Below are 21,523 nucleotides of genomic sequence, written 5' to 3'. Positions count from 1 at the left end.
GCCGACGTGTTCGGATAGCAGGAGCACGTCGGCCGGGCGACCCACCACACCGGCCACCGACCACGAGAGCGAGACCATGCGAGCAACTGTGATGTACGGCGCCGGCGACGTCCGGGTCGAGGAGATCCCCGACCCGACCATCGTCGAGCCCACCGACGCGATCATCCGCGTCACCCTGGCCTGCGTGTGCGGCTCCGACCTGCACCCGTACCACTCGATGCCGGCCTCCGAGGACGGCACCCCGATGGGCCACGAGGCCATCGGCGTCGTCGAGGAGATCGGCGACGACGTCACGGGCGTCGCCGTCGGCGACCACGTGATCGTCCCGTTCGCCTACGCGGACAACACGTGCGCGATCTGCCGCGACGGCTTCCAGACCGCCTGCGCGCACGGCGGCTTCTTCTCCGGTGCGCAGGCGGAAAAGCTCCGCGTCCCGCAGGCGTCCGGCACCCTGGTGTCGTTCCCGGCGGACACCGACGAGTCGCTCCTGCCGAGCCTGCTGACCCTGTCCGACGTCTACCTGACGGGCTACCACGCGGCCTCCATGGCCGGCGTGCAGCCGGGCCAGACCGTCACGGTGATCGGCGACGGCGCCGTCGGGCTCTCGGCGGTCCTCGCCGCGCAGCAGATGGGCGCGGGCACGATCATCCTCATGGGCCGCCACCAGGACCGTACCGACCTCGGTCGGCAGTGGGGCGCCACCGACGTCGTCGCGGAGCGCGGCGAGGAGGGCGTCGCCAAGGTCCTGGAGCTCACCGGCGGCGAGGGGTCCCACGTCGTGCTGGAGGCCGTGGGCCACATGCCCGCCTACGAGCAGTCCTACGGCGTCGTGCGCGCCGGCGGGGTCATCTCCCGCGTCGGCGTCCCCCAGTACGAGAAGGCCCCCGTCGGCTTCCGGTCGCTGTTCGGCAAGAACGTGACCCTGAACGGCGGACCGGCACCGGTGCGCGCCTACCTGGAAGCCGCGATCGGCCAGGTGCTGGACGGCACCATCGACCCCGGCCAGGTCTTCGACCGCGAGGTCTCCCTGGACGACGCCCCCGAGGGCTACCGCCTCATGGACTCCCGCGAGGCACTCAAGGTGCTCGTGCGTCCGTGACGCCACCCGAGGCGCCGGTGCTGCCAGGATGGCCGCCATGGCCTACTTCCGACGCACCGGCGCCTCGACCTTCGACCCCACCGAGCACACCGGCGGGGCGTGGCGCACCGACGAGCAGCACGTGGCCCCCACGTTCGGCCTGCTCACCCACCTGGTGGAGACCGACCGGGTCGCTCGCGGGCGCGACGAGCTGACCCCCGTCCGGCTCACCTTCGACGTCTGGGGCCCCTACCCACTGGCCCCGATGGACACCTCCGTGCACGTGATCCGTCCGGGTCGCGGCGTCGAGCTGGTCGAGGCCGCGGTCACCTGCGCGGGGCGGACCGTCGCCACGCTGCGGGCCTGGCTCGCGGCGGCCGGGGACACGGCGGCGCTCGCAGGCGGTGATCCGCCGTCGATCCCCGGCCCGGACGAGACGCCCGCCTGGGACCCGACGACGGACTGGCCGGGCGGGTTCGTCGCCTCGATCGACGTGCGGCGCACCCTCGCGGAACCGGGCCGGGGCACGGTCTGGGTGCGCACCGACCACCCGCTCGTCGAGGACGAGGACGTCGCGCCGCTCGCGAGCACGGCGGGCCTGCTGGACCTCGCCAACGGGATGAGCGTGCGCGCCGACCCGCGCCGGGTCGCGTTCCCCAACCTGGACCTGACGACGCACCTGTTCCGCGCGCCGGCTGGCGGGTGGCTCGGCCTGGACACCACCGTCACGTTCGGCCCCGCCGGCGCGGGCGTCACCTCGACGGTGCTGCACGACGCCGACGGCCCGTTCGGCCGCCTGGCGCAGTCGCTCGTGGTGCGACCCCTCGGCTGACACCTCTCCCGTCCAGGGGCGACCGCGCCGCGCAGGTGCCGCCGGGGGACCGCCGTCGTACGCTCCCGACAGCCCTCCTGAAGGAGACCGCATGGCCCTGAACCTCGCCCGGCGCCTGCGCACCGACTCCGGTGCCGCCGTCCTGCTGCTGTCGGTCACGCTGTTCGCGCTGCTGTGGGCCAACTCGCCCTTCTCCGAGGCGTACACCCACCTCTGGGAGATCCCGATCAACGTCGACATCGGGGACCTCGCGTTCGACATGGACCTGCACCACTGGGTCAACGACGGGCTGATGGTGGTGTTCTTCTTCGTGGTCGGCCTGGAGGTGCGCCAGGAGCTCACCATCGGCTCGCTGCGACGACGCAGCCAACGGCTCGTCCCGCTCGTCGCCGGCACCGCCGGGGTCGTGGTCCCCGCCCTGATCTACCTCGCGATCGCCGGGGGCACCGCACCCCACGGCTGGGGCGCCGTCGTCGGCACCGACACGGCGTTCCTGCTGGGCGTCCTGGCGCTGGTGGGGCCCGCGATGTCCAACCAGCTCAAGGTGTTCCTGCTGACCCTGTCCGTCGTGGACGACTTCCTGGCCGTCACCATCATCGGCGTCGTCTACTCCGAGGACGTCCGGATCACCCCGCTGCTGGTGGCCGGCGCGTGCCTGGCCGCCCTCTGGCTGCTCGGGCGCATGCGGGAGTGGCGCAGCACCCCCTACCTGCTGGTCGTGGTGGTGCTCTGGGGCGCCACGGTGCAGGCGGGCATCCACCCGTCCATCGCCGGGATGCTCGCCGGCCTCCTGGTGCCCGCCGCGCTGACGCAGCGGTCCGACGTCGTGCGCACCAAGGACCTGTACCGGGCCTACTGGCAGTCCCCCAGCGCCGGCGTCGCCCGCGAGGTGCACCTGGGGCTGTCGCGGTCCATCTCCGTCAACCAGCGCCTGCACGAGGTGCTCAACACCCCCGTCAACGTCGTCGTGGTGCCCCTGTTCGCGCTCGCCAACGCCGGGATCGACCTGCGCGGCGGGGCGCTCGGCGAGGCGCTGGGCTCCTCGATCACCTGGGGCGTGGTCGCCGGTCTCGTGCTCGGCAAGCTCGTGGGCATCAGCCTCGGCACGTGGGCGGCCGTCAGGGCCGGGCTCGGCACGCTGCCCGACGGCGTGGGGCCCGGCAGCGTGCTCGGCGGCGCCGCGCTGTGCGGCATCGGGTTCACGGTGTCGCTGCTGGTGATCGACCTTGCCTTCGACGACGAGGCACAGGTGCAGGCCGCGACCGTCGGCGTGCTGCTGTCGCTCGTCCTCGCCTCCCTGGTGGCGTGGGCCCTCTTCCGCCTGGCCCGCGTGCGCTGGGGCGAGGAGAGCGCCGACCTGCCCATGGCGCTGGACCCGCCCGTCGACACCCGGCATGACCACCTGCGCGGCGACCCGGAGGCCCCGCACACCATCGTGGAGTACCTCGACTTCGAGTGCCCCTTCTGCATGCGGGCCACCGGGATGTGGCGAGAGTTGCAGGCCGAGCTCGACGGCCGGGTGCGCTACGTCGTCCGTCACCTGCCGCTCGACGACGTGCACCCGCACGCCCGCCTCGCCGCCGTCGCCGCGGAGGCCGCCGCCCGGCAGGGCCGGTTCTGGGAGATGCACGACGTGCTGTTCGAGAACCAGACGGCGCTCGAGGCCGAGGACCTGCGGGCGTACGCCGCGTCGCTCGGTCTCGACGCCGAGCAGTTCGAGGCCGACCTCGCCGACGACGCCCTGCACGCCCGCGTCGCCGACCACGCCGAGAGCGCCCGGGCCAGCGGTGCCCAGGGCACGCCGACGTTCTTCCTCGACGGGGTCCGCCACCAGGGGCCGCACGACGCCGCCACGCTGATCGCCGCGATCGAGGCGCTGGAGGCGGCGGAGCCGGACGAGGCGCGGTAGGCGGAGCGCGGGCCGGTCAGGCGGCGGGGCTCCCGAGTGCGCCACCAGGGTGGATCCGGCCACGACTCGCGTGTTCCTCGGCGACCCGCTCGATGCGCCGCGCGATGGCGGCCGAGGGCACGACACGGCCGGTGAGATACGTCGACAGCCGGGACGGCGACGTGCCGACGGCCGCCGCGAGGTCCTGGGCCGTGAGCCCGGAACGGCGGAGGTTCTCGCGAAGCCCCCGGGCGACGGCCGCTCGGTCGCTCTCCCGGGCCTGCACGAGCACGTCCGACAGCAGAGCGGTGGCCCCGTTCGGCTCGACGACGGCGAGCGCCGTCTCGAGCTGACGGGCGACGGTGCCGTGCGGTTCCGCGCGGACCGCTCGCGCGATGCGTTGCCAGTGCGGCAGGTACCCGCGCTCCAGGGCGGTGGCCAGGCCCTCGACCCCCCAGGTCGACACCGGGTCCTCCGGGCTGGCGTCGATGTTGCGGAACCGGAGCATCGAACCTCCTTATCAGATACGATCATCGTATGCCTTCTGACGGGGACACCGCAGGCCCGCACGACGTCCCGACCCTCGAAGAGCTCGTGGAATCGGCCGCGAGACTGCAGGAGATCGTCCCCGACGCCGTCCTCGTCGGTGGCACCGCCGCGGCGCTGCACGCCCGGCACCGACTCTCCGTCGACCACGACCATGTGCTCGTCGACCTGCGCGACCGCTTCGACACCATCCTCGACGCTCTCGAACGGGAGGGTGAGTGGCTGACCAACCGGGTCCGTCCGGGAAAGATCATCCTCGGCGAGCTCGGCGGCATCGAGTCCGGACTACGCCAGCTCATCCGCACCCGGCCGCTCGAGACCGAGCAGGTCCGGCTACCTTCGGGTCGCACCCTGACCGTTCCGACCTTCGACGAGATCCTGCGCATCAAGGCCTTTCTCGTCGTCAAGCGGAACCAGGTGCGCGACTACCTCGACGTCGCGGCGCTCGCCGCGGCGGCTGGAACCGATCACGCCGCCCGCGTGCTGATCGGGATCGACGACTACTACGCCGACCTGCTGCACGACGAGTCCCCCGTCGCCACCCAGGTCGCCGCTCAGCTCGCCGCTCCGGAGCCGAAGGACGCCGCCGTCATCCCCGAGCTCCCCCGCTACAAGGGCTTGGCGAAGCGGTGGTGGAAGTGGGACGACGTGACGGCGACATGTGCCGAGCTGGCGCGCGCCATGGTGGCCTGAGGCTCTACGGTCGGGACATGCCGCGACGACGCAGAGCCCTGACCGCCGCCGCCCTGTTCGCCCTGGTCGCCACCGGGTGCGCCGCACCCGACGACGACAGCTCCGCCGCGTGCGCCGCTCCTCGGCTGACGTGGGACGCGGACACCGCCGCCGCGGGCGACGCCGTCGCCCTGCACGGCGAGGGCCTGCACACCGGCTGTGAGGACGGGTCCGGGGACACCGAGGAGCCCTTCGAGATCACCGCCGCGAGGCTGGTCGTGGACGGCGAGCCGGTCGAGCCCGGGCCGGCGATCGACGGCACGCTGACGGCGGCCGACGACGGCACCCTCGACATGCAGGTCGCCCTGCCACCCGACCTCCCCGAGGGGGCACGGGTCATCTTCGAGCTGACCGTCACCGAGGGACCGGCGGTCGTCTCCGACGAGCTGATGATCGGCGAGTAGGCGCGCGCCGTGGTGGGTGGCGCCGACGACCCTTGTCCGTCTACATACATTCCTTCATACTCGATGCATGACCTCGATGACTTCCCTCCGCGTCTCGACCGAGCTGCGCGACAAAATCCGTGACGGCGCACAGCGCCATCGGGAGACGCAGGCCGAGTACATCGCGCGCGCCCTGCGTGAGCTCGAGCAGGCCGAGTTCCTCCGGGCGGTCGCCGCCGAGCGGTACGACGACGAGGACCTCGACGAGGCGACCGACTGGCTCGACGCCGACCTCACCTCCGGACCGACCGGATGAAGGTCGCTGCCGGCGACATCCTCTGGGTCGACCTCTCGCCGACGAAGGGTCACGAGCAACGAGGGCACCGACCGGTGCTCGTCATCTCCGAGACGCCGACCAACCACACATTCGCGATCGTCGTCCCGTTGACCAGCCGGGACAAGGGCTACCCGACGTCGCACCGGCTCCGGACCGAGGACCCCGAGCAGATCAGCGTCGCGCTCTGTCAGCAGGTCCGCACCATCGACGTCCGCCAGCGGGTGACCGGTCGACTCGGGGCCGCCACCCGCGACGACCTCGACGCCGTCCGCGACATCGTGGCTCGACTGATCGGCCGGTACACGTAGACACCTGGCACCTCGGTCCGGATCGCCCCTGCGGTCAGTCGAGCGGGTCCCGCACGATCGGGCACGTCATGCAGTGCCCGCCGCCGCGGCCGCGCCCCAGCTCCGCCCCGACGATCTCGACGACCTCCACCCCGGCGTTCCGCAGCGCGGCGTTCGTCTGGGTGTTGCGGTCGTAGGTGAACACGACGCCGGGTTCGACGGCGACGGCGTTGTTGCCGGAGTCCCACTGCTGGCGCTCGGAGGCGTAGACGTCGCCCGCGGTCTCGACGACCCGCAGGCGCGGCAGCCCCATCGCGTCGGCGACCACGTCGACGAACGACTTGCCCCGCGCGTCGACCACGTCGATGCCGGGTGACCGGTCGCTCGGGTACAGCACGTAGGGATGGATGTCGTCGACGATGCGAGGGTGGACGGTCACCAGGTCGCGGTCGGCGAACGTGAACACCGTGTCCAGGTGCATCGCGGCCCGCAGGCGCGGCATGCCGGCCACGACCACCTGCCGGGCCGCACCGGCGTCGAACAGGGCCTTGGCGAGCTGGCTGATGGCCTGGCGCGAGGTGCGCTCGCTCATCCCGACCAGCACGACGCCGTCGCCCACGGGCATGACGTCGCCGCCCTCCAGGGACGCCTGGGCCCAGTCGACCTCCGGGTCGCCCCACCACACGGTCGCGTCGGCGTAGTCCGGGTGGAAGGAGTAGATCGCCTTCATCAGCAGCGTCTCCTCCTTGCGCGCCGGCCAGTACAGCGGGTTGAGCGTGAGCCCGCCGTAGACCCAGCACGTGGTGTCCCGGGTGTAGAGCGTGTTGGGCAGCGGCGCGAGCAGGTACTCGCGGGAGTCCGGCGACTCGTGCGCCAGCGACACGTAGCCGGTGCGGTAGTCGTCGGGCAGGTCGGCGGTGGAGAGCCCACCGAGGAGGTAGCGGGACAGCTCGGCCGGTGCCAGGCCGTCGAGGTAGGCCCGGGCCGGCTCCACGAGGCCGAGACCCACCCGGTTCGGGGTCACCTTGCGGTCCAGCAGCCACGAGCGGGCCCGCAGGTCCGCCATCGTCTCGGCGAGCAGGTCGTGCAGCTCGACGACCTCCACCCCCCGGTCGGTCAGCTGGTGGACGAAGTCGGCGTGGTCGCGCTGAGCGGCCTCGACCCACATCACGTCGTCGAACAGCAGGTCGTCGGAGTTGGAGGGCGTCAGCCGCTCGTGCGCCAGCCCCGGCCGGCAGACCAGGACCTTGCGCAGCCGGCCCACCTCCGAGTGCACCCCGAGGGCCGGGTTCGAGTCCGTCACGGTCGTCCCCCTCCGTCGTCGTGCCCCGGCTCGCCCGGCGCTGCGATCTGCGACGATCGTCGCAGCAACTCCCCAATACCGCCCACCGAGGAGCCCTCTTGATCGCTGCCGGACTCGTGCTGGTCACGCTGGCCGCCGCCCTGCACGTCTACATCTTCTGGCTGGAGTCGTTCGCGTGGACGACGCGCGCCCGGGCGGTCTTCGGCACGACGGCGGACGAGGCGGCGGCGACCCGCGAGCTCGCATTCAACCAGGGCTTCTACAACCTGTTCCTCGCGGTCATCGCTCTCGCCGGCGTCGTCCTGACGCTGCTGACCGGGGCGTTCGACAGCCCGCGCCCGCACCTCGCCGGCGCGTCGCTGATGCTCGCCGGCACGGGCGCGATGCTCGCCGCGGCGCTCGTGCTGCTCGCCTCGTCGCCGGGCAAGTGGCGTGCCGCCGTCGCGCAGGGCACGCTGCCGCTGCTCGCCATCGTGACGGTCACCGCGACACTCGTGCCCTGACCTGCGTGCGTGCGCGTCCGCGCAGCAGCGCGGAACGCGGACCGGCCAGCAGCACGACGGCGAACACCGCCCCCTGCACCAGGACGACCATCCCGCCCGAGGCCGCGTCGAGCCAGTACGACAGGTAGATGCCGGTGATCGAGCACAGCGCCGAGATGATCGGCGCCAGCACCAGCATCCGGCCGAAGCGCCGGGTCAGGAGCGACGCCGTCGCACCGGGGATGATGAGCATCGCCACGACGAGGATCACGCCCACCACCTGTAGCGTCACCACCGCGGTCAGCGCGAGCACCCCGAGGAGCAGCGCGGACAGCCGCCGGGTGGACAGCCCGATGGCGTGCGCATGGGTGGGGTCGAAGGCGAACAGCACCAGGTCGCGCCGCTTGACCAACAGCACGGCCGCCCCGACGACGGCGAGCACGGCCACCTGCACCAGCTCGGCGGTGGAGACGCCCAGGACGTTGCCGAAGATGATGTGGCTCAGGTCGGTCTGGCTCGGCGTCACGGACACCAGCACGAGGCCGAGGGCGAACAGCGTCGTGAATACGATGCCGATGGCGGCGTCCTCCTTGACCCGCCCGGTGTCCCGGACGGCCCCGATGAGCACGACCGCCAGCCCGCCGAACACCAGCGCGCCCAGGGCGAACGGCACGCCCAGGACGTAGGCGATGACGACCCCGGGCAGCACGGCGTGGGAGACGGCGTCGCCCATCAGCGACCAGCCGATGAGCACCAGCCAGCACGACAGCAGCGCGGCGACGACGGCGGCGAGCGTCGTGGTGAGGAACGCCCGGACCATGAAGTCGTAGGTCCACGGTTCGAGGATCAGGTCGACGAGGGTCACGCGGCCTCACCGCCGGGACCGTCCAGGGGCGCGGCCTCGACGTCGAGGCCGAACGTCCGGGCCAGGTTCGCCGGTTCCAGCGCCTCCGCGACCGTGCCGTGGAACAGCACGCGGCGCAGCAGCAGCACCGCCTCGTCGGCGAGTCGCGGCAGGGCGTGCAGGTCGTGCGAGGACACGAGGACGGTGCGACCGTCCGCGGCGAGCTCGCGCAGCAGCCGCACGATGGTGGCCTCCGAGCGCTTGTCCACGCCGGCGAACGGTTCGTCGAGGAGCAGCACGTGGGCGTCCTGCGCGATCCCGCGGGCGACGAACGCCCGCTTGCGCTGCCCGCCGGACAGCTGTCCGATCTGCCGGTCGGCCAGGTCGGTCAGCTCGACGCGGTCCAGGGCATGCTCGACGGCGGCACGGTCGGCAGGGCGGGGGCGGCGCGTGATCCCGAGGTGGCCGTACCGCCCCATGGCCACCACGTCCCGCACCGAGACGGGGAAGGCCCAGTCGACGGCCTCGGTCTGCGGCACGTAGCCCACCGACCCGCGACGCCGGGCGCGAGCCGGGGTGCCGCCGTCGACCCGCACGGTGCCGGACGTGACCGGGACCATGCCCATGACGGCCTTGAAGAGGGTGGACTTGCCGGAGCCGTTCATGCCGACCAGGCCGCAGACCGTCCCGGCGTCCAGGCGCAGGGTCGCGCCGTCCAGGGCGAGGACATCCCCGTAGCGGACGGTGACGCCGTCGACCTCGATCGCGGGGGTGCCGGTGCCGCTCACGTGCCGTCGACCTCCCTGCCGGTCAGTCCCGCGACGATCAGGTCGGCGTCGTGCCGGATCAGGTCCAGGTAGGTGGGTACCGGGCCGTCCGGCTCGGAGAGGGAGTCGACGTACAGGGTGCCGCCGAACGTCGCGTCGGTGGCGTCGACGACCTGCTGCATCGCGGCGTCGGACACGGTGGACTCGCAGAACACCGCCGGCACGTCGTTGGCCCGGACGAACTCGATGGTGTCGGCGACCTGCTGCGGGGTGGCCTGCTGCTCGGCGTTGACGGCCCACAGGTACTGCTCGGTGAGCCCGGCGTCGCGCGCCAGGTAGGAGAAGGCGCCCTCGCAGGTGACGATGGCCCGCTGCTCGGCGGGCAGCGCCTCGACCTCGGCGACCAGGTCGTCCTGCACCTGCTGCAGCTCGGCGTCGTAGGCGTCGGCGTTGGCGGCGAAGTCCTCGGCGTGCTCGGGGGCGAGGTCCGAGAACGCCTCGACCATGGTGTCCACGTACGTCTGCACGTTCAGCGGGCTCATCCAGGCGTGCGGGTTCGGGGTGCCCGCGTACGCGTCGGAGGTGATGTCGAGGACCTCGACGCCGTCGGAGACGACGACGTGAGGGGCGTCGACGTCGGCCACGAACTGGGCGAACCACGCCTCGAGGTTGAGGCCGTTGTCGAGGATCAGGTCGGCGTCGGAAGCCGTGCGGAGGTCGCCGGGGGTGGGCTCGTAGCCGTGGATCTCGGAGCCGACCTTCGTGATCGACTCGACCCGCAGGTGGTCGCCGGCGACGTTCTCCGCGATGTCGGCGAGCACGGTGAAGGTGGTCAGGACGAGCGGGCGGTCGTCCGCCTCGGCGGCCGACCCGTCCGTGCTGCAGGCGCCCAGCAGGCCCGCGGCCGAGGCCGTGAGCAGCAGGGATCCGGCGATCCGTGTCAAAGGTTTCGGCATACCGAAAACTCTAGTTCACGCCCCGCCCACCGAGCCACCCCGGGACGACGACGGGGCGCCGCCGACCGGCCGTACCGGTGACGACGCCCCGTCGGGACGGTGGCACCGCCCTGTCGGGCGAGGTCAGCGCCGCGAGGAACCCGCGACGATCGAGACGCCCACGGCGGCGAGACCGACCTGGAAGGCCAGCTCGATCCAGTCGATGCCGCCGGTGTCCGCCACCCCGACCAGGCTCGCCAGCCAGGTCCCGATCAGTGCCGCGACGATCCCGACGAGGATCGTCGCGATGATCGAGATGTTCTGCTTGCCGCGCAGCACGAGACGCCCCAGCGCCCCGATGATGGCACCTACGACGATGGCAGTGATGATCCCGGACACGGTCATGCTCGATCCACTCTCCTGAAGGTCGACGATCGGTCGGACAGCCTGCAACCTAGGACATCTCGGGCGAGAGCGCGCGTCCTGGGCCCTCGTGCAGGTCAGTCGGCCGGCAGCTCGGCCACGGCACGCCCGTAGGCGTCGACGAACCCGTCCAGGAGATCGAGGAAGGTCCCGGCGTCGTCGCCGAGGGCACCGAGCGCGTCGCCGAACGCGCCCAGGGCGGTCGTGGTCGCCGACTCGAAACGCGCGAGGCCCGCCTCGGTCGCCTCGACCAGCCGAGCGGAACGACCCTCCTCGCTGAAGCGCCGCAGCAGCCCGGCCTCGAGCGCGCCGTTGACCTGGCGGTTGACCGTGGACTGCTCGAGGCGCAGCGCCTCGGCGATCTCGCGCAGCGTGCGGGGGGTGCCGTCGGAGAGCAGCCAGAGCAGGCGCGCGTCGGCGACGCCGAGCCGGCCGTGATGCTCGACGTGGCGGCGATGGACGTCGAGGCGGGACAGCAGGGAGGCGACGTGGCGCTCCGCGCTCGAGACGTGGGCAGGGCTCGTGGACGACGGCGTCGCGCGAGTCATGGGTCCTCCGGATCGTCGCTTGACTCCAGTAGATATGTAGGTAGCATACATCAGTCCGTATGTAAGTTACACACACATGGAGGGTCGCCGTGCACGCACCAGGCACCACCCCCGACTCCACGGCGCCCCGGTCGACCGCCCGCGCGGTCGCTGTGATCGCCGTCCTCGCCTTCAGCAGCCTCTGCGCCGCACTCATGCAGTCGCTGGTCATCCCGATCCAGAGCGAGCTGCCCGAGCTGCTCGGCACCTCACCGAGCACCGCGTCCTGGGTCGTCACCGCCACCCTGCTCGGCGGCGCCGTCGCCATGCCCGTGACCGGGCGCCTCGCCGACATGTACGGCAACAAGCCCGTGCTCGTCACCTCGTCCGTCATCCTGCTCGTCGGCTCGCTCGTGTGCGCGATCAGCGACTCCGTCGGCCCCGTCCTGATCGGCCGCGTGCTGCAGGGCCTCGCCATGGGCTACATCCCCGTAGCCATCAGCATGGTCCGGCAGGCCGCACCGCCGCACCTGCGCAACACCGCCGTCGCCGGCGTCAGCGCCACCCTCGGCATCGGCGGCGCGATCGGGCTGCCCCTGGCCGCCTGGATCGCGCAGGACTTCGACTGGCACATGCTGTTCTGGGTGTCCGCAGCGCTCGCCGCCGTCATGACCCTGCTCACCCTGGTCGTCGTCCCGCACCTGCGCAACGCCCACCCCGGTCGGCTCGACGTCGTCGGAGCGCTCGGCCTGGCCGTCGGACTCGTCGGCGTCCTCGTCGGCGTGTCCAAGGGCAACGACTGGGGCTGGGCCGAGGCGAGCACGCTCGGCCTCATCGGCGGCGGCCTCGTCGTCCTGCTCCTGTGGGGCCGGTACGAGCTGCGCCACGACGACCCGCTCGTCGACCTGCGGACCTCGACCCGCCGCCCCGTGCTGCTGACCAACATCGCGGCCGTCCTCATCGGCTTCGGCATGATGGCGCAGTCGATCGTGGTCCCGCAGCTGCTGCAGATGCCGGAGGCCACCGGCTACGGGCTCGGCCAGACGATCCTGCAGGCCGGCCTGTGGATGGCGCCCGGCGGCCTCATGATGATGCTCTTCACCCCCGTGTCCTCGCGGATGCTCACCCGGCTCGGCGGCCGCATCACGCTCGCCGTCGGCGCGTCGGTCCTCGCGCTGGGCTACGTGGTCGCGACGTTCCTCATGGACGCGCCGTGGCAGCTCATGGTCGCCTCGTGCGTCGCCACCGCCGGCGTCGGGATCGGGTACGCCGCCATGCCCACCCTGATCCTCAACAACGTGCCGACCGACGAGTCCGCCGCGAGCGTCGGGCTCAACAGCCTCATGCGCTCCATGGGCACCACCGTCGCCGGTGCCGTGATGGCGATGGTCCTCACGGCGCAGACCGTCGACCTCGCCCCCGGCGTGACGATCCCCGCCGAGAGCTCGTTCACCTGGTGCTTCGTCATCGGTGCCGTCGCCGCCGCGCTCGGCGCCCTGGTCGTGCTGTTCGTGCCGAAAGATAATCCCGGTGCGCTCGACGACGACCGGCAGGAGGATCAGGTCGACGAGGCCGACGCGGACCGCACGGCGGGCTCCCCCGACGACCGTCCGGCGTCGCGCGCCACGACGAACCCGGCGACCAGCGAGACCAGCGCCGTCGGGTAGACGAGCAGACCCAGGAGGTTGGTGCCGCCGTCGGAGGCCGCCTGCACGAAGATCGAGAAGTCCCACAACCCGTGCAGCGCCATCGCCCAGACGAGCCGGCCGAGCACCCGACGCAGCACGTAGAAGGCGCTGCCCTGCATGCCGGCCATCACGACCTGCTGCAGGGTGGTGCCGACCTCCGCACCGAACAGCACGTTCACTCCGTGCATGGCACCGAACAGCACGCACGTGGTCAGCCACACCACGACCTCGCGCGCCGTCCCCCGCAGCCCCACCAGGAGCGTGCCGCGGCACGTGAGCTCCTCGGCGAACCCGACGGCGACACCGAGCGCCGCGGCGGACAGCAGGAACCCGACCTCGACCGCGCCCCAGTCGGTGACGGCCAGGTTGCCGACCACGACGAGCAGGTAGAGAGCCGGGGCGACCAGGGTCCACCGACGGCGGCTGCGCACCGTCTCGACGGTGGCCGCGCGCCACCAGCCGAACCAGACGGTCAGTCCCGCCACCACGGCGGCACCGACACCCAGCGACAGGATGCCCGCGCGCCAGATGTTCCCCGACGACGCCGCCAGGTCGTCGTAGTCGACCCCGCTGGTGCTCTGCACCAGCACGATGACCACGACGTACACGACGAACGCGCCGAGGCCCGCCACCGCCGTCGGCCGGACCCGCATCTGCTCCGTCATCACGTTCCTCCTCGGGCGACCGGTCGCAGGGTGGCCAGCAGGCCGACCGTCCGCCGGGTGCGGGAGTCGGCAGGCTCCGTCGTCGCCATGTCTACCGAACCTTCACAACTCGCGCGAGACGAGACGGTCCCACAGCGCGCCGGAACGTGCCGCGGGAACGTTGCCTACCTCGCGAGGGTTTTGCCTACCTCGAGGGGACGCTGCCGTGGTCGGGAGCGCCGGAAACACCGTGTCAGGAATGGATCGACCCCGTCGCGGTGCTGTGCGCGGTGGCACCCACGCACCCTGCGGAAGGAACACCCGATGTCCGACGCCGTCTCCACCCAGATCCAGCTCGCCGAGCGCCCGACCGGCTGGCCCACCGCGAACACGTTCCGCACCGTGCAGGTCACCTACGGCGACCTCGCGCCGGGTCAGGTGCGTGTCGTCAACGAGTTCGTCTCGGTCGACCCGTACATGCGTGGGCGCATGAACGACGTGCGGAGCTACGTGCCGCCGTTCGAGCTGGGCGAGACCATGACCGGCGCGGCGGTGGGCCGCGTCGTGGAGTCCGCGTCCGACAACGTCCCGGTCGGCGCGGCGGTCCAGCACCAGTACGGCTGGCGGGACGTCGTCCAGGAGGACGCCCGCGGGTTCCAGGTGGTCCCGGAGATCCCCGGTGCGCCGCTGTCCCTCTACCTGGGGATGTTCGGGGTGACGGGGCTGACGGCCTACGTGGGCCTGACCGAGATCGCCGGGCTCCGCGAGGGCGACACGGTGTTCGTCTCGGGCGCGGCGGGTGCCGTCGGCACGGCCGTGGGACAGATCGCCCAGCTGCTCGGTGCCGGACGGGTCGTCGGGTCCGCGGGCACGGCCGAGAAGGTCGCGCTGCTCACGGAGCGCTACGGGTACGACGCCGCCGTGAACTACAAGGACGCACCGATCCGCCGGTCGTTGCGCGAGATCACCCCCGACGGCGTGGACGTCTACTTCGACAACGTGGGCGGCGACCACCTGGAGGCGGCGCTGGACCGGATGAACGACGGCGGCCGGCTCGCGCTGTGCGGGGCCATCTCGCAGTACAACGACACCGAGCGGACGCCGGGTCCGGACAACCTCGCCAACGCGGTGACCCGCGGCCTGACGCTGAAGGGGTTCACGCTGCCGAGCTACATGCACCTGGCGGACGAGTTCCGGCAGCGCATGAGCGAGTGGTTCGCGGCCGGGAGGATCGCCTACGACGAGACCGTCGTGGACGGCATCGAGAACGCCCCGCAGGCCTTCCTGGACATGATGCGCGGCGGCAACGTCGGCAAGATGGTCGTCCGCGTGGGCGACTGAGCACGTGACGCGGCCCACGCCGTGCCGACTGGCCACGAGAATACCCCTGGGGGTATTCTCGTGGTCATGAAGATCGTCATCGTGGGTGGAGTCGGCGGCGGCATGAGTGCCGCCGCCCGGGCACGGCGCCTCGACGAGAGCGCCGAGATCGTGGTCCTGGACCGCGGCGAGCACGTGTCGTACGCGAGCTGCGGGCTGCCGTACCACGTGGGCGGCGAGATCCCGGACGCCGACGACCTCCTCGTCCAGACACCCGAGCGGCTCCGCGCCGCCCTGAACCTCGACGTGCGCACCCGCCACGACGTCGTCGGCCTCGACAACGCGGCGCGCACCCTGACCGTCCGCACGGACGACGGCGAGTCCACCGTCACCTACGACGCCCTCGTGCTCTCCCCCGGCGCCCGCGCCGTCCGCCCGCCGATCGACGGGCTGGACTCGCCCCGCGTGCGCACCCTGCGCACCGTCGCCGACGCCACCGCCCTGCGCACACGGGTCGACGACGGCGCCCGCCGAGCCGTCGTGCTCGGCGGCGGGTTCATCGGGCTCGAGGCCGCCGAGGCGCTCGCCCGTCGCGGCCTCGACGTCACCGTCGTCGAGCTCGCCGACCACGTGCTGCCGCCGCTGGAGCACGAGACGGCAGCCCTGGTCACCGACGAGCTCGTGCGGCTCGGCGTCACCGTGCGGGCGGGGGTCGCGGCCGCGGCCGTCGAACCCGGCACCGACACCGACGTGGTCGTGCTGGCCGACGGGACCCGGGCCCCCGCGGACCTCGTGGTGCTGTCGACGGGCGTGCGACCGGACACCGAGGTGTTCGCCCGCGCCGGGATCGAGACCGACCGCGGCGCGATCGTCGTCGACGACCACGGACGCACCAGTGCTGAGGGGGTGTGGGCCGTCGGCGACGCCACCGTCTCCACGGACGCCGTCACCGGCGTGCGCCGCCCCGTCGCCCTGGCCGGACCCGCCAACCGTGCCGGCCGGCTCGTCGCCGACGACGTCCTGCGTCCCGGCCGGGCCCGCCCGGTGCCGTCCACGCTCGGCACCGCCGTCGTGCGCGTCGGTGACCTCACCGCTGCCACGACCGGCGCGAACCGGGAGTCCCTGACCGCGGCCGGGATCGTCTTCCACACGCTGCACCTGCACTCCGGCCACCACGTGGGCTGGTTCCCCGGGTCCGAACCCGTGCACCTGGTCGTCCACTTCCGGGCCGACGACGGGCTGCTGCTGGGCGCCCAGGCCGTCGGACGCGCCGGGGTCGACAAGCGCATCGACGTGCTCGCCACCGCGCTGCGCGCCGGCATGGGCGCCGCCGACCTCATCGACCTCGACCTCGCCTACTCACCGCAGTACGGCGCCGCCAAGGATCCGGTGAACCTCGCCGGCATGGCGGCGAGCAACGTCCTCGACGGCACGCTGCGGATCTGGCACGCGGACGAGCTCGACGAGGTCCGCCGCGACGCCCTGGTGCTCGACGTCCGCACCCGCGACGAGTTCGCCGGCGGACACGTGCCCGGATCCCTCAACGTCCCGCACACCGAGCTGCGCGACCGTCTCGACGAGGTCCGGGACGCCGCCGACGGCCGACCCGTGCGCGTGCTGTGCGGCTCCGGCGTCCGCTCCCACATCGCCCACCGGGTCCTCGCCCAGGCCGGGTACGACTCGGCGTCGCTGTCCGGCGGGATGCTGACCCTGCGGGCCGCCCTGGGGTCGCGCGCCGCGGACGTCCTCGTCGCCGACGAGCCCGTGCCCGCCGCCTGACCCGCACCACCCCGCCCTGCACCGACCCGCGACCCAGCCCGCTCCGAGAGGACCCGCCATGGCCACCCCCGACCCCGCCGCCCAGCGCAAGATCGCCAACCGGCTCAAGCGCGCCCGCGGCCAGCTCGACGCCCTCATCACCGCCGTCGAGGAGGGCAGGCCCTGCCGCGACGTCGTCACCCAGCTGTCCGCCGTCTCCAGCGCGCTCGACAAGGCGGGGTACGCCGTCGTCGCCACCGCGATGCAGGACTGCCTCGCCGACCCCGAGCAGAAGACCGACGACGGCCTGACCGCCGACGAGCTCGAGAAGCTCTTCCTCACCCTCGCCTGAACCCCCTGAAGGAGCCCCTCATGTGCCACGCCACGACCTGCCGGACCTGCGGCAAGACCACCTGGAACGGCTGCGGCCAGCACGTCGCCGACGTCCGCCGGACCGTCCCCGCCGCGCAGTGGTGCGACGGCCACGACGACGCCCCCGCCGACAACGGCGGCGGGTTCTTCTCGCGCCTGTTCGGACGCTGAGCCGTCCGGGCCGGGCTACATCCGTTCCTTGATGCCGGCCCGGATCAGGTACCAGTTCACGGGGGCGCTGGTCAGGAAGCCGACCACCATGGCGACCTGCATCGCCGCCCAGAACACGGGCGTCGTCACGGCAGCCCGGCCCCCGAGGAGCTCCGGCAGCCACCACAGCTGGACGAGCGCCATCGTGCCGTACATGCCCACCTGCCACGCCGTGATCGACAACGCGTCCGCCTTGACCGCGGCGCGCAGCCCGGCACGGCGCCCGAGACCACGCATCGGCGCGATCGCGAAGTACTGGAAGGCGACGCCGATGGTGAAGGCGGCCACGTAGTCCAGCACCCAGACGGCGAAGATCTGGTCGTCGAAGAGCCATTCGTACCCGCCGAGCACCGTCAGGACCGGCAGGACGACGACCGTCCACTCCACCAGCAGGTCGCCGAGCATGCACCCGGCCCCGCAGTGGGAGGTGCCCTTGAAGACGGCGACCGGCATGGGCGTGGTGCCGTGGTCGTGGTGGGACCCCGCCCCGCGCCGCGGGGCGCGCCCCCAGCGCAGGTAGGCCGCGCTCCAGACCAGCGAGCCGAACAGGGCGGTCACCGGCCACACGACGTTCATCACCCGCATCGGCTGCGGGCGCCGCAAGACGTCGATCCACAGCGCGAGGGCGCACGCCAGGCCGAGCGCGACCAGCACGGTCGACAGGGTCACGGCCCAGGACGGGAAGTCCGCGGTGGTCAGCTCCGTGGGTTCCATCGGTCCACCGTCGCCACGGCGTCCACCGTCGGCAACCGGGGCCGTGAGATTGCCGACGACGGCGCACCGGGCCAGTCTCGGAGCGTGCACCTGACGCAGGCCGGGCTCGGCCGTGCCACGCTCGCCCGCCAGCTCCTGCTGGACCGGGCCGACCTGACCGTGCCCGACGCCGTCGCTCGTGCCGGTGCGCTGCAGGCCCAGGAGCCCTCCGGCCCCTACCTCGCCCTGTGGAACCGGGTGGCCGGCTTCCGCCCGGACGACCTCGACGACGCGTTCGCGACCGGCGACGTCGTGCGGGCCACGCTGATGCGCATCACGCTGCACGCCGTCCACCGCGACGACTGGGCACCGTTCCACCGCGCGATGACGCACCCGCTGCGCGCGTCGCGGCTGAACGACCGCCGGTTCCTCCCGGCCGGGCTGACCCCCGCCGAGGCGAACGGCGTCCGGGACGCGCTGCTCGCCGCCGCCGCCCAACCACGGACGCAGGCCGAGCTCCTCGCCGAGCTGACGCGGCTCCTCGACGAGGAGCGGGCACCGGCCGCTTGGTTCGCCCTGCGCACGCTCGCTCCGCTGCACCACGTGCCGACCGGTCCACCGTGGTCGTACTCGCCACGGGAGCGCGTCTACCGTGCCGGCTCGCCGAGCGCCGCGGACGAGCCGCCGCCCGGTGACGACCCCGCCGTCGTGCACCTGCTGCGCCGTTACCTCGCGGCGTTCGGTCCGGCGTCGGAGGCGGACTTCGCGCAGTTCACGATGCTGCGCCGCCCGTGGACCCGGCCCGCCGTCGAGACGTTGCGGCCGGAGCTCGTGGAGGTCGATGGACCGGACGGCGCCGCGCTGCTGGACCTGCCGGACGCACCCCGGCCGGATCCGGACCTCCCCGCTCCCCCGCGGCTGCTGGGGATGTGGGACAGCGTGCTGCTCGCGCACGCGGACCGGTCGCGCGTGCTGCCGGACGCCCTGCGCGGCCACGTGATCCGGCGCAACGGCGACACCCTGGCGTCGGTGTTGGTGGACGGCCGGGTGGTGGGCCTGTGGCGGGCGACGGCCGACGGCGTCGACGCGGCGGCGTTCGAGCCGCTGCCGACGGCAGCCTGGGACGGACTGCGCGCCGAGGCGGCGCGGCTGCAGACCCTGCTCGCCGACCGGGAGCCGGAGGTCTTCCGGCGGTATCGCCGCTGGTGGGAGCAGCTCCCGGACGTCGAGGTCCAGCGGCTGGCGGACCGGCGTGACGCCGGGGAGACTCCGTGAAGACCTCGCACCGATATCGAACATCGATCGTCACCTATTGACTTTCGATAGATGCGCTCGGGATGCTCGGTCCCATGACCCGCACCGAACGTCTCGTCGTCCCGCTGCGCGTGCTCCTCGCCGCCGTCCTGGTCACCCTCGTCGCCGTCCAGGTGGCCGGTCTGCCCACGGTGCTGAACCGCGCCGCCGAGCAGAACCCCGACCTCGCGCCCGTCGAGACCCCGCTGCTCGTCGTCGGCGTCCTCGCGCTCGCAGGCGTCGAGGCGGTCGTCGTGTGCTCGTGGCGGCTGCTGACGATGGTCCGCGACGACAGCATCTTCTCCGGTGCGGCGTTCGGCTGGGTCGACGCCATCCTCGCCGCCGTCGCGGTCGCCTGGGTGCTCGTCGCCGTCGCATGCGGCCTCGTCGTCGGCGCCGAAGGACCGTCCGGCACCGCGGCGCTGCTGCTCGTCGTGCTCCTGGTGGGTGCCGCCGTCGGGCTGCTCATGGTGGTGCTGCGCGCCCTGCTCGTCCGCGCCACCACGCTGCGCACCGACCTCGACGGGGTGATCTGATGCCCATCGTCGTCCGCATCGATGTCGAGCTCGCCCGCCGCAAGATGAGCGTCGGCGAGTTCGCCGACCGCGTCGGCCTCACTCCCGCCAACGTCGCCGTCCTGAAGAACGGCCGCGCCAAGGCCGTCCGGTTCTCCACGCTCGAGGCCATGTGCCGGGTGCTGCGGTGCCAGCCCGGGGACCTGCTCGAGTGGGTCGACGACGACGGACCGGAGGCCTGATGCTCAGGGGTCAGCTGCCCGCCACGGACGTTCTCGTCGTCGGCGCCGGGCTCGCCGGCCTGCGCACCGCCACGGCGCTGGCGCGGCGCGGTCACGACGTCGTCCTCGCCGACCGCCGCACCCGCCTCGACGCCGGCGTGCGCACCACCGGTATCTTCGTGCGGCGCACCCTCGAGGACTTCGACCTGCCCGAGCGGCACCTGGGCCCGCCGATCCGCCGCATGGTGCTCTACCCGCCCTCGCACCGCCGTCCCGTGACCCTCGACAGCCCCCGCGACGAGTACCGCGTAGGCGACATCGCCGCCCTCTACCGCACGGGGGCGCAGGAGGCGGCCGACGCCGGGGTCCGGCTCCTGCTCGGTACGCGCTACACCGGACGGAGCGACGGCCGGCACGTGCTCGACGGACCGGACGGACCTGTCGAGATCCGGGCGCGGTTCGTCATCGGGGCCGACGGCGCCCGCTCGGCCGTGGCCCGCGAGCTCGGCCTCGACCGCAACAGCGAGCTGCTCGTCGGCGCCGAGGAGGTCTACCCGTCACCGACGCGCGACGTCGTGCCCGCGTTCCACTGCGTCGTCGACCCGCGCCTCGCCCCCGGCTACCTCGCCTGGGTGCTCGACGACGGCGAGCACACGCACGTCGGCGTCGCCGGCTACCCCGCCCGCTACCCGCACGGGCTGCGGCACGCCCTGCGGGACTTCGCCGCGAACGCCCCCGGGCTCGACGGCACCCGCCGGCCGGACGCCGTCGAACGGCGCGCCGGACCCATCCCCGTCGGCGGGCTGCTGCGCCGCATCTCCTGCCCGGACGGGCTGCTCGTCGGGGACGCCTCCGGGGCCGTGTCCCCCCTCACCGCCGGCGGGCTCGACCCGTGCCTGCGCCAGGCGGAGCAAGCCGTCGACGTGCTCGACGAAGCGCTGCAGACCGGGGACCGCAGCGCGCTGACGCGGTACGACGGCGCCACCCTGCGGGCACGCTTCCGGGGCCGGCTCGCGCTGCGCCGCGGCCTGTCCCTGGTGCGCACCCCAGCGGTGGCGACCGTTGCGTTCACCGCGCTGCGGAACCCGCTCGGGCGAGCCGCGGCGCAGCGGATCCTGTTCGGGCACGGGTCCTTCCCCGACCCGAAGCCGTCGCCGGCCGGACACGCCGTCCGGACGGCGACCGGCACGGCGGCCGACACGGCGCGATGAGAGTCGTCAGCGCGTGACCACCCTGGTCCGGCCGTGCACCTCGCGAGGCACCAGAATGTTTGTTAGGGTTCCTCCAGAACATTCCTGTTCAACGTCCACCACTTCGCAGAGCGATCGATCAGGACGATCATTCGAGCCAGGAAAGGCCTTTCGCGAAAGCGTCTCGGTATGTGGTCGAGGCGTAGATTTCGGGGATGTTTCCTCGTAGGCTCGCAGCGCCCCACCCAGGGACGG

26 protein-coding genes are annotated in these 21,523 nt (G+C 72.8%); 17 read left to right on the top strand and 9 right to left on the bottom strand.

Translation table 11 applies throughout. The features are described 5' to 3' along the window. The first annotated feature begins 76 nt into the window (after window positions 1-76). The 3 genes from HDG68_RS07630 to nhaA all read left to right on the top strand — a co-directional run bounded on the left by HDG68_RS07630 (window position 77) and on the right by nhaA (window position 3,819). Window positions 77-1,099: a zinc-binding dehydrogenase gene (locus HDG68_RS07630; protein ID WP_172150806.1), complete on the top strand. Its 1,023-nt coding sequence runs from the start codon at window positions 77-79 to the stop codon at window positions 1,097-1,099. A gap of 37 nt (window positions 1,100-1,136) precedes the next feature. After that, window positions 1,137-1,910 carry a thioesterase family protein gene (locus HDG68_RS07625; protein ID WP_172150805.1) on the top strand — a complete coding sequence of 258 codons (774 nt, stop codon included), beginning with the start codon at window positions 1,137-1,139 and terminating at the stop codon, window positions 1,908-1,910. Window positions 1,911-2,001: 91 nt separating this feature from the next. Further along, window positions 2,002-3,819 (top strand): Na+/H+ antiporter NhaA, encoded by a 1,818-nt coding sequence (gene nhaA, locus HDG68_RS07620; protein ID WP_172150804.1) that lies wholly within the window; start codon window positions 2,002-2,004, stop codon window positions 3,817-3,819. Between the two features lie 16 nt (window positions 3,820-3,835). Here the strand turns inward: nhaA and HDG68_RS07615 are convergent, their stop codons facing one another. Next, window positions 3,836-4,306, bottom strand: coding sequence for a helix-turn-helix transcriptional regulator (locus HDG68_RS07615; RefSeq protein WP_172150803.1), 471 nt, complete (start codon window positions 4,304-4,306; stop codon window positions 3,836-3,838). Window positions 4,307-4,335: 29 nt separating this feature from the next. On the opposite strand from HDG68_RS07615, the gene HDG68_RS07610 reads away from it, so the two are divergent. The 4 genes from HDG68_RS07610 to HDG68_RS07595 all read left to right on the top strand — a co-directional run bounded on the left by HDG68_RS07610 (window position 4,336) and on the right by HDG68_RS07595 (window position 6,104). After that, window positions 4,336-5,037: a hypothetical protein gene (locus HDG68_RS07610; RefSeq protein WP_172150802.1), complete on the top strand. Its 702-nt coding sequence runs from the start codon at window positions 4,336-4,338 to the stop codon at window positions 5,035-5,037. A gap of 17 nt (window positions 5,038-5,054) precedes the next feature. Beyond that, window positions 5,055-5,480 (top strand): hypothetical protein, encoded by a 426-nt coding sequence (locus HDG68_RS07605; RefSeq protein ID WP_172150800.1) that lies wholly within the window; start codon window positions 5,055-5,057, stop codon window positions 5,478-5,480. Window positions 5,481-5,547: 67 nt separating this feature from the next. Then, window positions 5,548-5,775, top strand: coding sequence for a hypothetical protein (locus HDG68_RS07600; protein WP_172150798.1), 228 nt, complete (start codon window positions 5,548-5,550; stop codon window positions 5,773-5,775). Continuing rightward, window positions 5,772-6,104, top strand: coding sequence for a type II toxin-antitoxin system PemK/MazF family toxin (locus tag HDG68_RS07595; protein ID WP_172150796.1), 333 nt, complete (start codon window positions 5,772-5,774; stop codon window positions 6,102-6,104). The genes HDG68_RS07600 and HDG68_RS07595 overlap by 4 nt, the downstream gene beginning before the upstream one ends. A gap of 34 nt (window positions 6,105-6,138) precedes the next feature. Here the strand turns inward: HDG68_RS07595 and HDG68_RS07590 are convergent, their stop codons facing one another. After that, entirely contained in the window at window positions 6,139-7,386 is a 1,248-nt protein-coding gene (locus HDG68_RS07590; RefSeq protein ID WP_172150794.1) for an arginine deiminase, read from the bottom strand. Between the two features lie 98 nt (window positions 7,387-7,484). Between HDG68_RS07590 and HDG68_RS07585 the strand changes: the two genes are divergently transcribed. After that, the gene (locus HDG68_RS07585; RefSeq protein ID WP_172150792.1) at window positions 7,485-7,889 is read left to right on the top strand and encodes a DUF1304 domain-containing protein; all 405 of its coding nucleotides are present in this window, start codon (window positions 7,485-7,487) and stop codon (window positions 7,887-7,889) included. On the opposite strand, the gene HDG68_RS07580 is transcribed toward HDG68_RS07585, so the two are convergent. The 5 genes from HDG68_RS07580 to HDG68_RS07560 form a co-directional block, all read right to left on the bottom strand. Continuing rightward, a complete protein-coding gene (locus HDG68_RS07580) occupies window positions 7,867-8,688 on the bottom strand; it encodes a metal ABC transporter permease (protein WP_216648198.1) in 822 nt (273 codons plus the stop codon). The genes HDG68_RS07585 and HDG68_RS07580 overlap by 23 nt on opposite strands. Window positions 8,689-8,729: 41 nt before the next feature. Beyond that, entirely contained in the window at window positions 8,730-9,500 is a 771-nt protein-coding gene (locus tag HDG68_RS07575; RefSeq protein ID WP_172150788.1) for an ATP-binding cassette domain-containing protein, read from the bottom strand. Beyond that, the gene (locus HDG68_RS07570) at window positions 9,497-10,435 is read right to left on the bottom strand and encodes a metal ABC transporter substrate-binding protein (protein ID WP_172150786.1); all 939 of its coding nucleotides are present in this window, start codon (window positions 10,433-10,435) and stop codon (window positions 9,497-9,499) included. The genes HDG68_RS07575 and HDG68_RS07570 overlap by 4 nt, the downstream gene beginning before the upstream one ends. A gap of 123 nt (window positions 10,436-10,558) precedes the next feature. After that, window positions 10,559-10,819 (bottom strand): GlsB/YeaQ/YmgE family stress response membrane protein, encoded by a 261-nt coding sequence (locus tag HDG68_RS07565; protein WP_172150784.1) that lies wholly within the window; start codon window positions 10,817-10,819, stop codon window positions 10,559-10,561. Window positions 10,820-10,914: 95 nt separating this feature from the next. Continuing rightward, window positions 10,915-11,385, bottom strand: a complete 471-nt coding sequence (locus HDG68_RS07560; RefSeq protein WP_172150782.1) for a MarR family winged helix-turn-helix transcriptional regulator — start codon at window positions 11,383-11,385, stop codon at window positions 10,915-10,917. A gap of 89 nt (window positions 11,386-11,474) precedes the next feature. Between HDG68_RS07560 and HDG68_RS07555 the strand changes: the two genes are divergently transcribed. Continuing rightward, the gene (locus HDG68_RS07555; RefSeq protein WP_172150780.1) at window positions 11,475-13,031 is read left to right on the top strand and encodes an MFS transporter; all 1,557 of its coding nucleotides are present in this window, start codon (window positions 11,475-11,477) and stop codon (window positions 13,029-13,031) included. Here the strand turns inward: HDG68_RS07555 and HDG68_RS07550 are convergent. Then, a complete protein-coding gene (locus HDG68_RS07550; RefSeq protein WP_172150778.1) occupies window positions 12,923-13,717 on the bottom strand; it encodes a CPBP family intramembrane glutamic endopeptidase in 795 nt (264 codons plus the stop codon). The two genes, HDG68_RS07555 and HDG68_RS07550, sit on opposite strands and share 109 nt — an antisense overlap. A 303-nt stretch (window positions 13,718-14,020) precedes the next feature. On the opposite strand from HDG68_RS07550, the gene HDG68_RS07545 reads away from it, so the two are divergent. The 4 genes from HDG68_RS07545 to HDG68_RS07530 all read left to right on the top strand — a co-directional run bounded on the left by HDG68_RS07545 (window position 14,021) and on the right by HDG68_RS07530 (window position 17,317). Beyond that, window positions 14,021-15,037, top strand: coding sequence for an NADP-dependent oxidoreductase (locus HDG68_RS07545; RefSeq protein WP_172150776.1), 1,017 nt, complete (start codon window positions 14,021-14,023; stop codon window positions 15,035-15,037). A 66-nt stretch (window positions 15,038-15,103) separates the two neighbouring features. Then, window positions 15,104-16,795, top strand: coding sequence for an FAD-dependent oxidoreductase (locus HDG68_RS07540; RefSeq protein ID WP_172150774.1), 1,692 nt, complete (start codon window positions 15,104-15,106; stop codon window positions 16,793-16,795). A gap of 58 nt (window positions 16,796-16,853) precedes the next feature. Further along, window positions 16,854-17,126 carry a metal-sensitive transcriptional regulator gene (locus tag HDG68_RS07535; protein WP_172150772.1) on the top strand — a complete coding sequence of 91 codons (273 nt, stop codon included), beginning with the start codon at window positions 16,854-16,856 and terminating at the stop codon, window positions 17,124-17,126. A gap of 20 nt (window positions 17,127-17,146) precedes the next feature. After that, window positions 17,147-17,317, top strand: coding sequence for a hypothetical protein (locus HDG68_RS07530; RefSeq protein WP_172150770.1), 171 nt, complete (start codon window positions 17,147-17,149; stop codon window positions 17,315-17,317). Window positions 17,318-17,332: 15 nt separating this feature from the next. Here HDG68_RS07530 and HDG68_RS07525 read toward each other — a convergent pair whose 3' ends face one another. Next, window positions 17,333-18,070, bottom strand: coding sequence for a DUF4396 domain-containing protein (locus HDG68_RS07525; RefSeq protein ID WP_172150768.1), 738 nt, complete (start codon window positions 18,068-18,070; stop codon window positions 17,333-17,335). 84 nt (window positions 18,071-18,154) lie between these two features. Between HDG68_RS07525 and HDG68_RS07520 the strand changes: the two genes are divergently transcribed. The 4 genes from HDG68_RS07520 (at window position 18,155) to HDG68_RS07505 (ending at window position 21,289) form a co-directional block, all read left to right on the top strand. Continuing rightward, window positions 18,155-19,324, top strand: a complete 1,170-nt coding sequence (locus HDG68_RS07520; RefSeq protein ID WP_172150766.1) for a DNA glycosylase AlkZ-like family protein — start codon at window positions 18,155-18,157, stop codon at window positions 19,322-19,324. A 74-nt stretch (window positions 19,325-19,398) separates the two neighbouring features. Continuing rightward, entirely contained in the window at window positions 19,399-19,878 is a 480-nt protein-coding gene (locus HDG68_RS07515) for a DUF2975 domain-containing protein (RefSeq protein ID WP_172150764.1), read from the top strand. Further along, window positions 19,878-20,099 (top strand): helix-turn-helix domain-containing protein, encoded by a 222-nt coding sequence (locus tag HDG68_RS07510; RefSeq protein WP_172150762.1) that lies wholly within the window; start codon window positions 19,878-19,880, stop codon window positions 20,097-20,099. The genes HDG68_RS07515 and HDG68_RS07510 overlap by 1 nt, the downstream gene beginning before the upstream one ends. Then, window positions 20,099-21,289 carry an NAD(P)/FAD-dependent oxidoreductase gene (locus tag HDG68_RS07505; protein WP_172150760.1) on the top strand — a complete coding sequence of 397 codons (1,191 nt, stop codon included), beginning with the start codon at window positions 20,099-20,101 and terminating at the stop codon, window positions 21,287-21,289. Before HDG68_RS07510 ends, HDG68_RS07505 begins: the two co-directional genes overlap by 1 nt. Window positions 21,290-21,523: the final 234 nt, after the last annotated feature.

Origin of the sequence: Isoptericola chiayiensis, assembly GCF_013149805.1 — a bacterium.
Taxonomy (GTDB): Bacteria; Actinomycetota; Actinomycetes; order Actinomycetales; family Cellulomonadaceae; genus Isoptericola; species Isoptericola chiayiensis.
This window is presented reverse-complemented; position numbering and strand designations above follow the sequence as displayed.

Bases quoted from the DNA above. Each gene is read 5' to 3' on its own strand.
- HDG68_RS07610 (WP_172150802.1), top strand. From the start codon at position 4,336: ATGCCTTCTGACGGGGACACCGCAGGCCCGCACGACGTCCCGACCCTC.
- HDG68_RS07625 (WP_172150805.1), top strand. From the start codon at position 1,137: ATGGCCTACTTCCGACGCACCGGCGCCTCGACCTTCGACCCCACCGAG.
- HDG68_RS07510 (WP_172150762.1), top strand. From the start codon at position 19,878: ATGCCCATCGTCGTCCGCATCGATGTCGAGCTCGCCCGCCGCAAGATG.
- HDG68_RS07580 (WP_216648198.1), bottom strand. From the start codon at position 8,688: ATGGTCCGGGCGTTCCTCACCACGACGCTCGCCGCCGTCGTCGCCGCG.
- HDG68_RS07615 (WP_172150803.1), bottom strand. From the start codon at position 4,306: ATGCTCCGGTTCCGCAACATCGACGCCAGCCCGGAGGACCCGGTGTCG.
- HDG68_RS07630 (WP_172150806.1), top strand. From the start codon at position 77: ATGCGAGCAACTGTGATGTACGGCGCCGGCGACGTCCGGGTCGAGGAG.
- HDG68_RS07560 (WP_172150782.1), bottom strand. From the start codon at position 11,385: ATGACTCGCGCGACGCCGTCGTCCACGAGCCCTGCCCACGTCTCGAGC.
- HDG68_RS07545 (WP_172150776.1), top strand. From the start codon at position 14,021: ATGTCCGACGCCGTCTCCACCCAGATCCAGCTCGCCGAGCGCCCGACC.
- HDG68_RS07570 (WP_172150786.1), bottom strand. From the start codon at position 10,435: ATGCCGAAACCTTTGACACGGATCGCCGGATCCCTGCTGCTCACGGCC.
- HDG68_RS07530 (WP_172150770.1), top strand. From the start codon at position 17,147: ATGTGCCACGCCACGACCTGCCGGACCTGCGGCAAGACCACCTGGAAC.
- HDG68_RS07550 (WP_172150778.1), bottom strand. From the start codon at position 13,717: ATGACGGAGCAGATGCGGGTCCGGCCGACGGCGGTGGCGGGCCTCGGC.
- nhaA (WP_172150804.1), top strand. From the start codon at position 2,002: ATGGCCCTGAACCTCGCCCGGCGCCTGCGCACCGACTCCGGTGCCGCC.
- HDG68_RS07525 (WP_172150768.1), bottom strand. From the start codon at position 18,070: ATGGAACCCACGGAGCTGACCACCGCGGACTTCCCGTCCTGGGCCGTG.
- HDG68_RS07600 (WP_172150798.1), top strand. From the start codon at position 5,548: ATGACCTCGATGACTTCCCTCCGCGTCTCGACCGAGCTGCGCGACAAA.
- HDG68_RS07595 (WP_172150796.1), top strand. From the start codon at position 5,772: ATGAAGGTCGCTGCCGGCGACATCCTCTGGGTCGACCTCTCGCCGACG.
- HDG68_RS07515 (WP_172150764.1), top strand. From the start codon at position 19,399: ATGACCCGCACCGAACGTCTCGTCGTCCCGCTGCGCGTGCTCCTCGCC.
- HDG68_RS07565 (WP_172150784.1), bottom strand. From the start codon at position 10,819: ATGACCGTGTCCGGGATCATCACTGCCATCGTCGTAGGTGCCATCATC.
- HDG68_RS07535 (WP_172150772.1), top strand. From the start codon at position 16,854: ATGGCCACCCCCGACCCCGCCGCCCAGCGCAAGATCGCCAACCGGCTC.
- HDG68_RS07505 (WP_172150760.1), top strand. From the start codon at position 20,099: ATGCTCAGGGGTCAGCTGCCCGCCACGGACGTTCTCGTCGTCGGCGCC.
- HDG68_RS07605 (WP_172150800.1), top strand. From the start codon at position 5,055: ATGCCGCGACGACGCAGAGCCCTGACCGCCGCCGCCCTGTTCGCCCTG.
- HDG68_RS07540 (WP_172150774.1), top strand. From the start codon at position 15,104: ATGAAGATCGTCATCGTGGGTGGAGTCGGCGGCGGCATGAGTGCCGCC.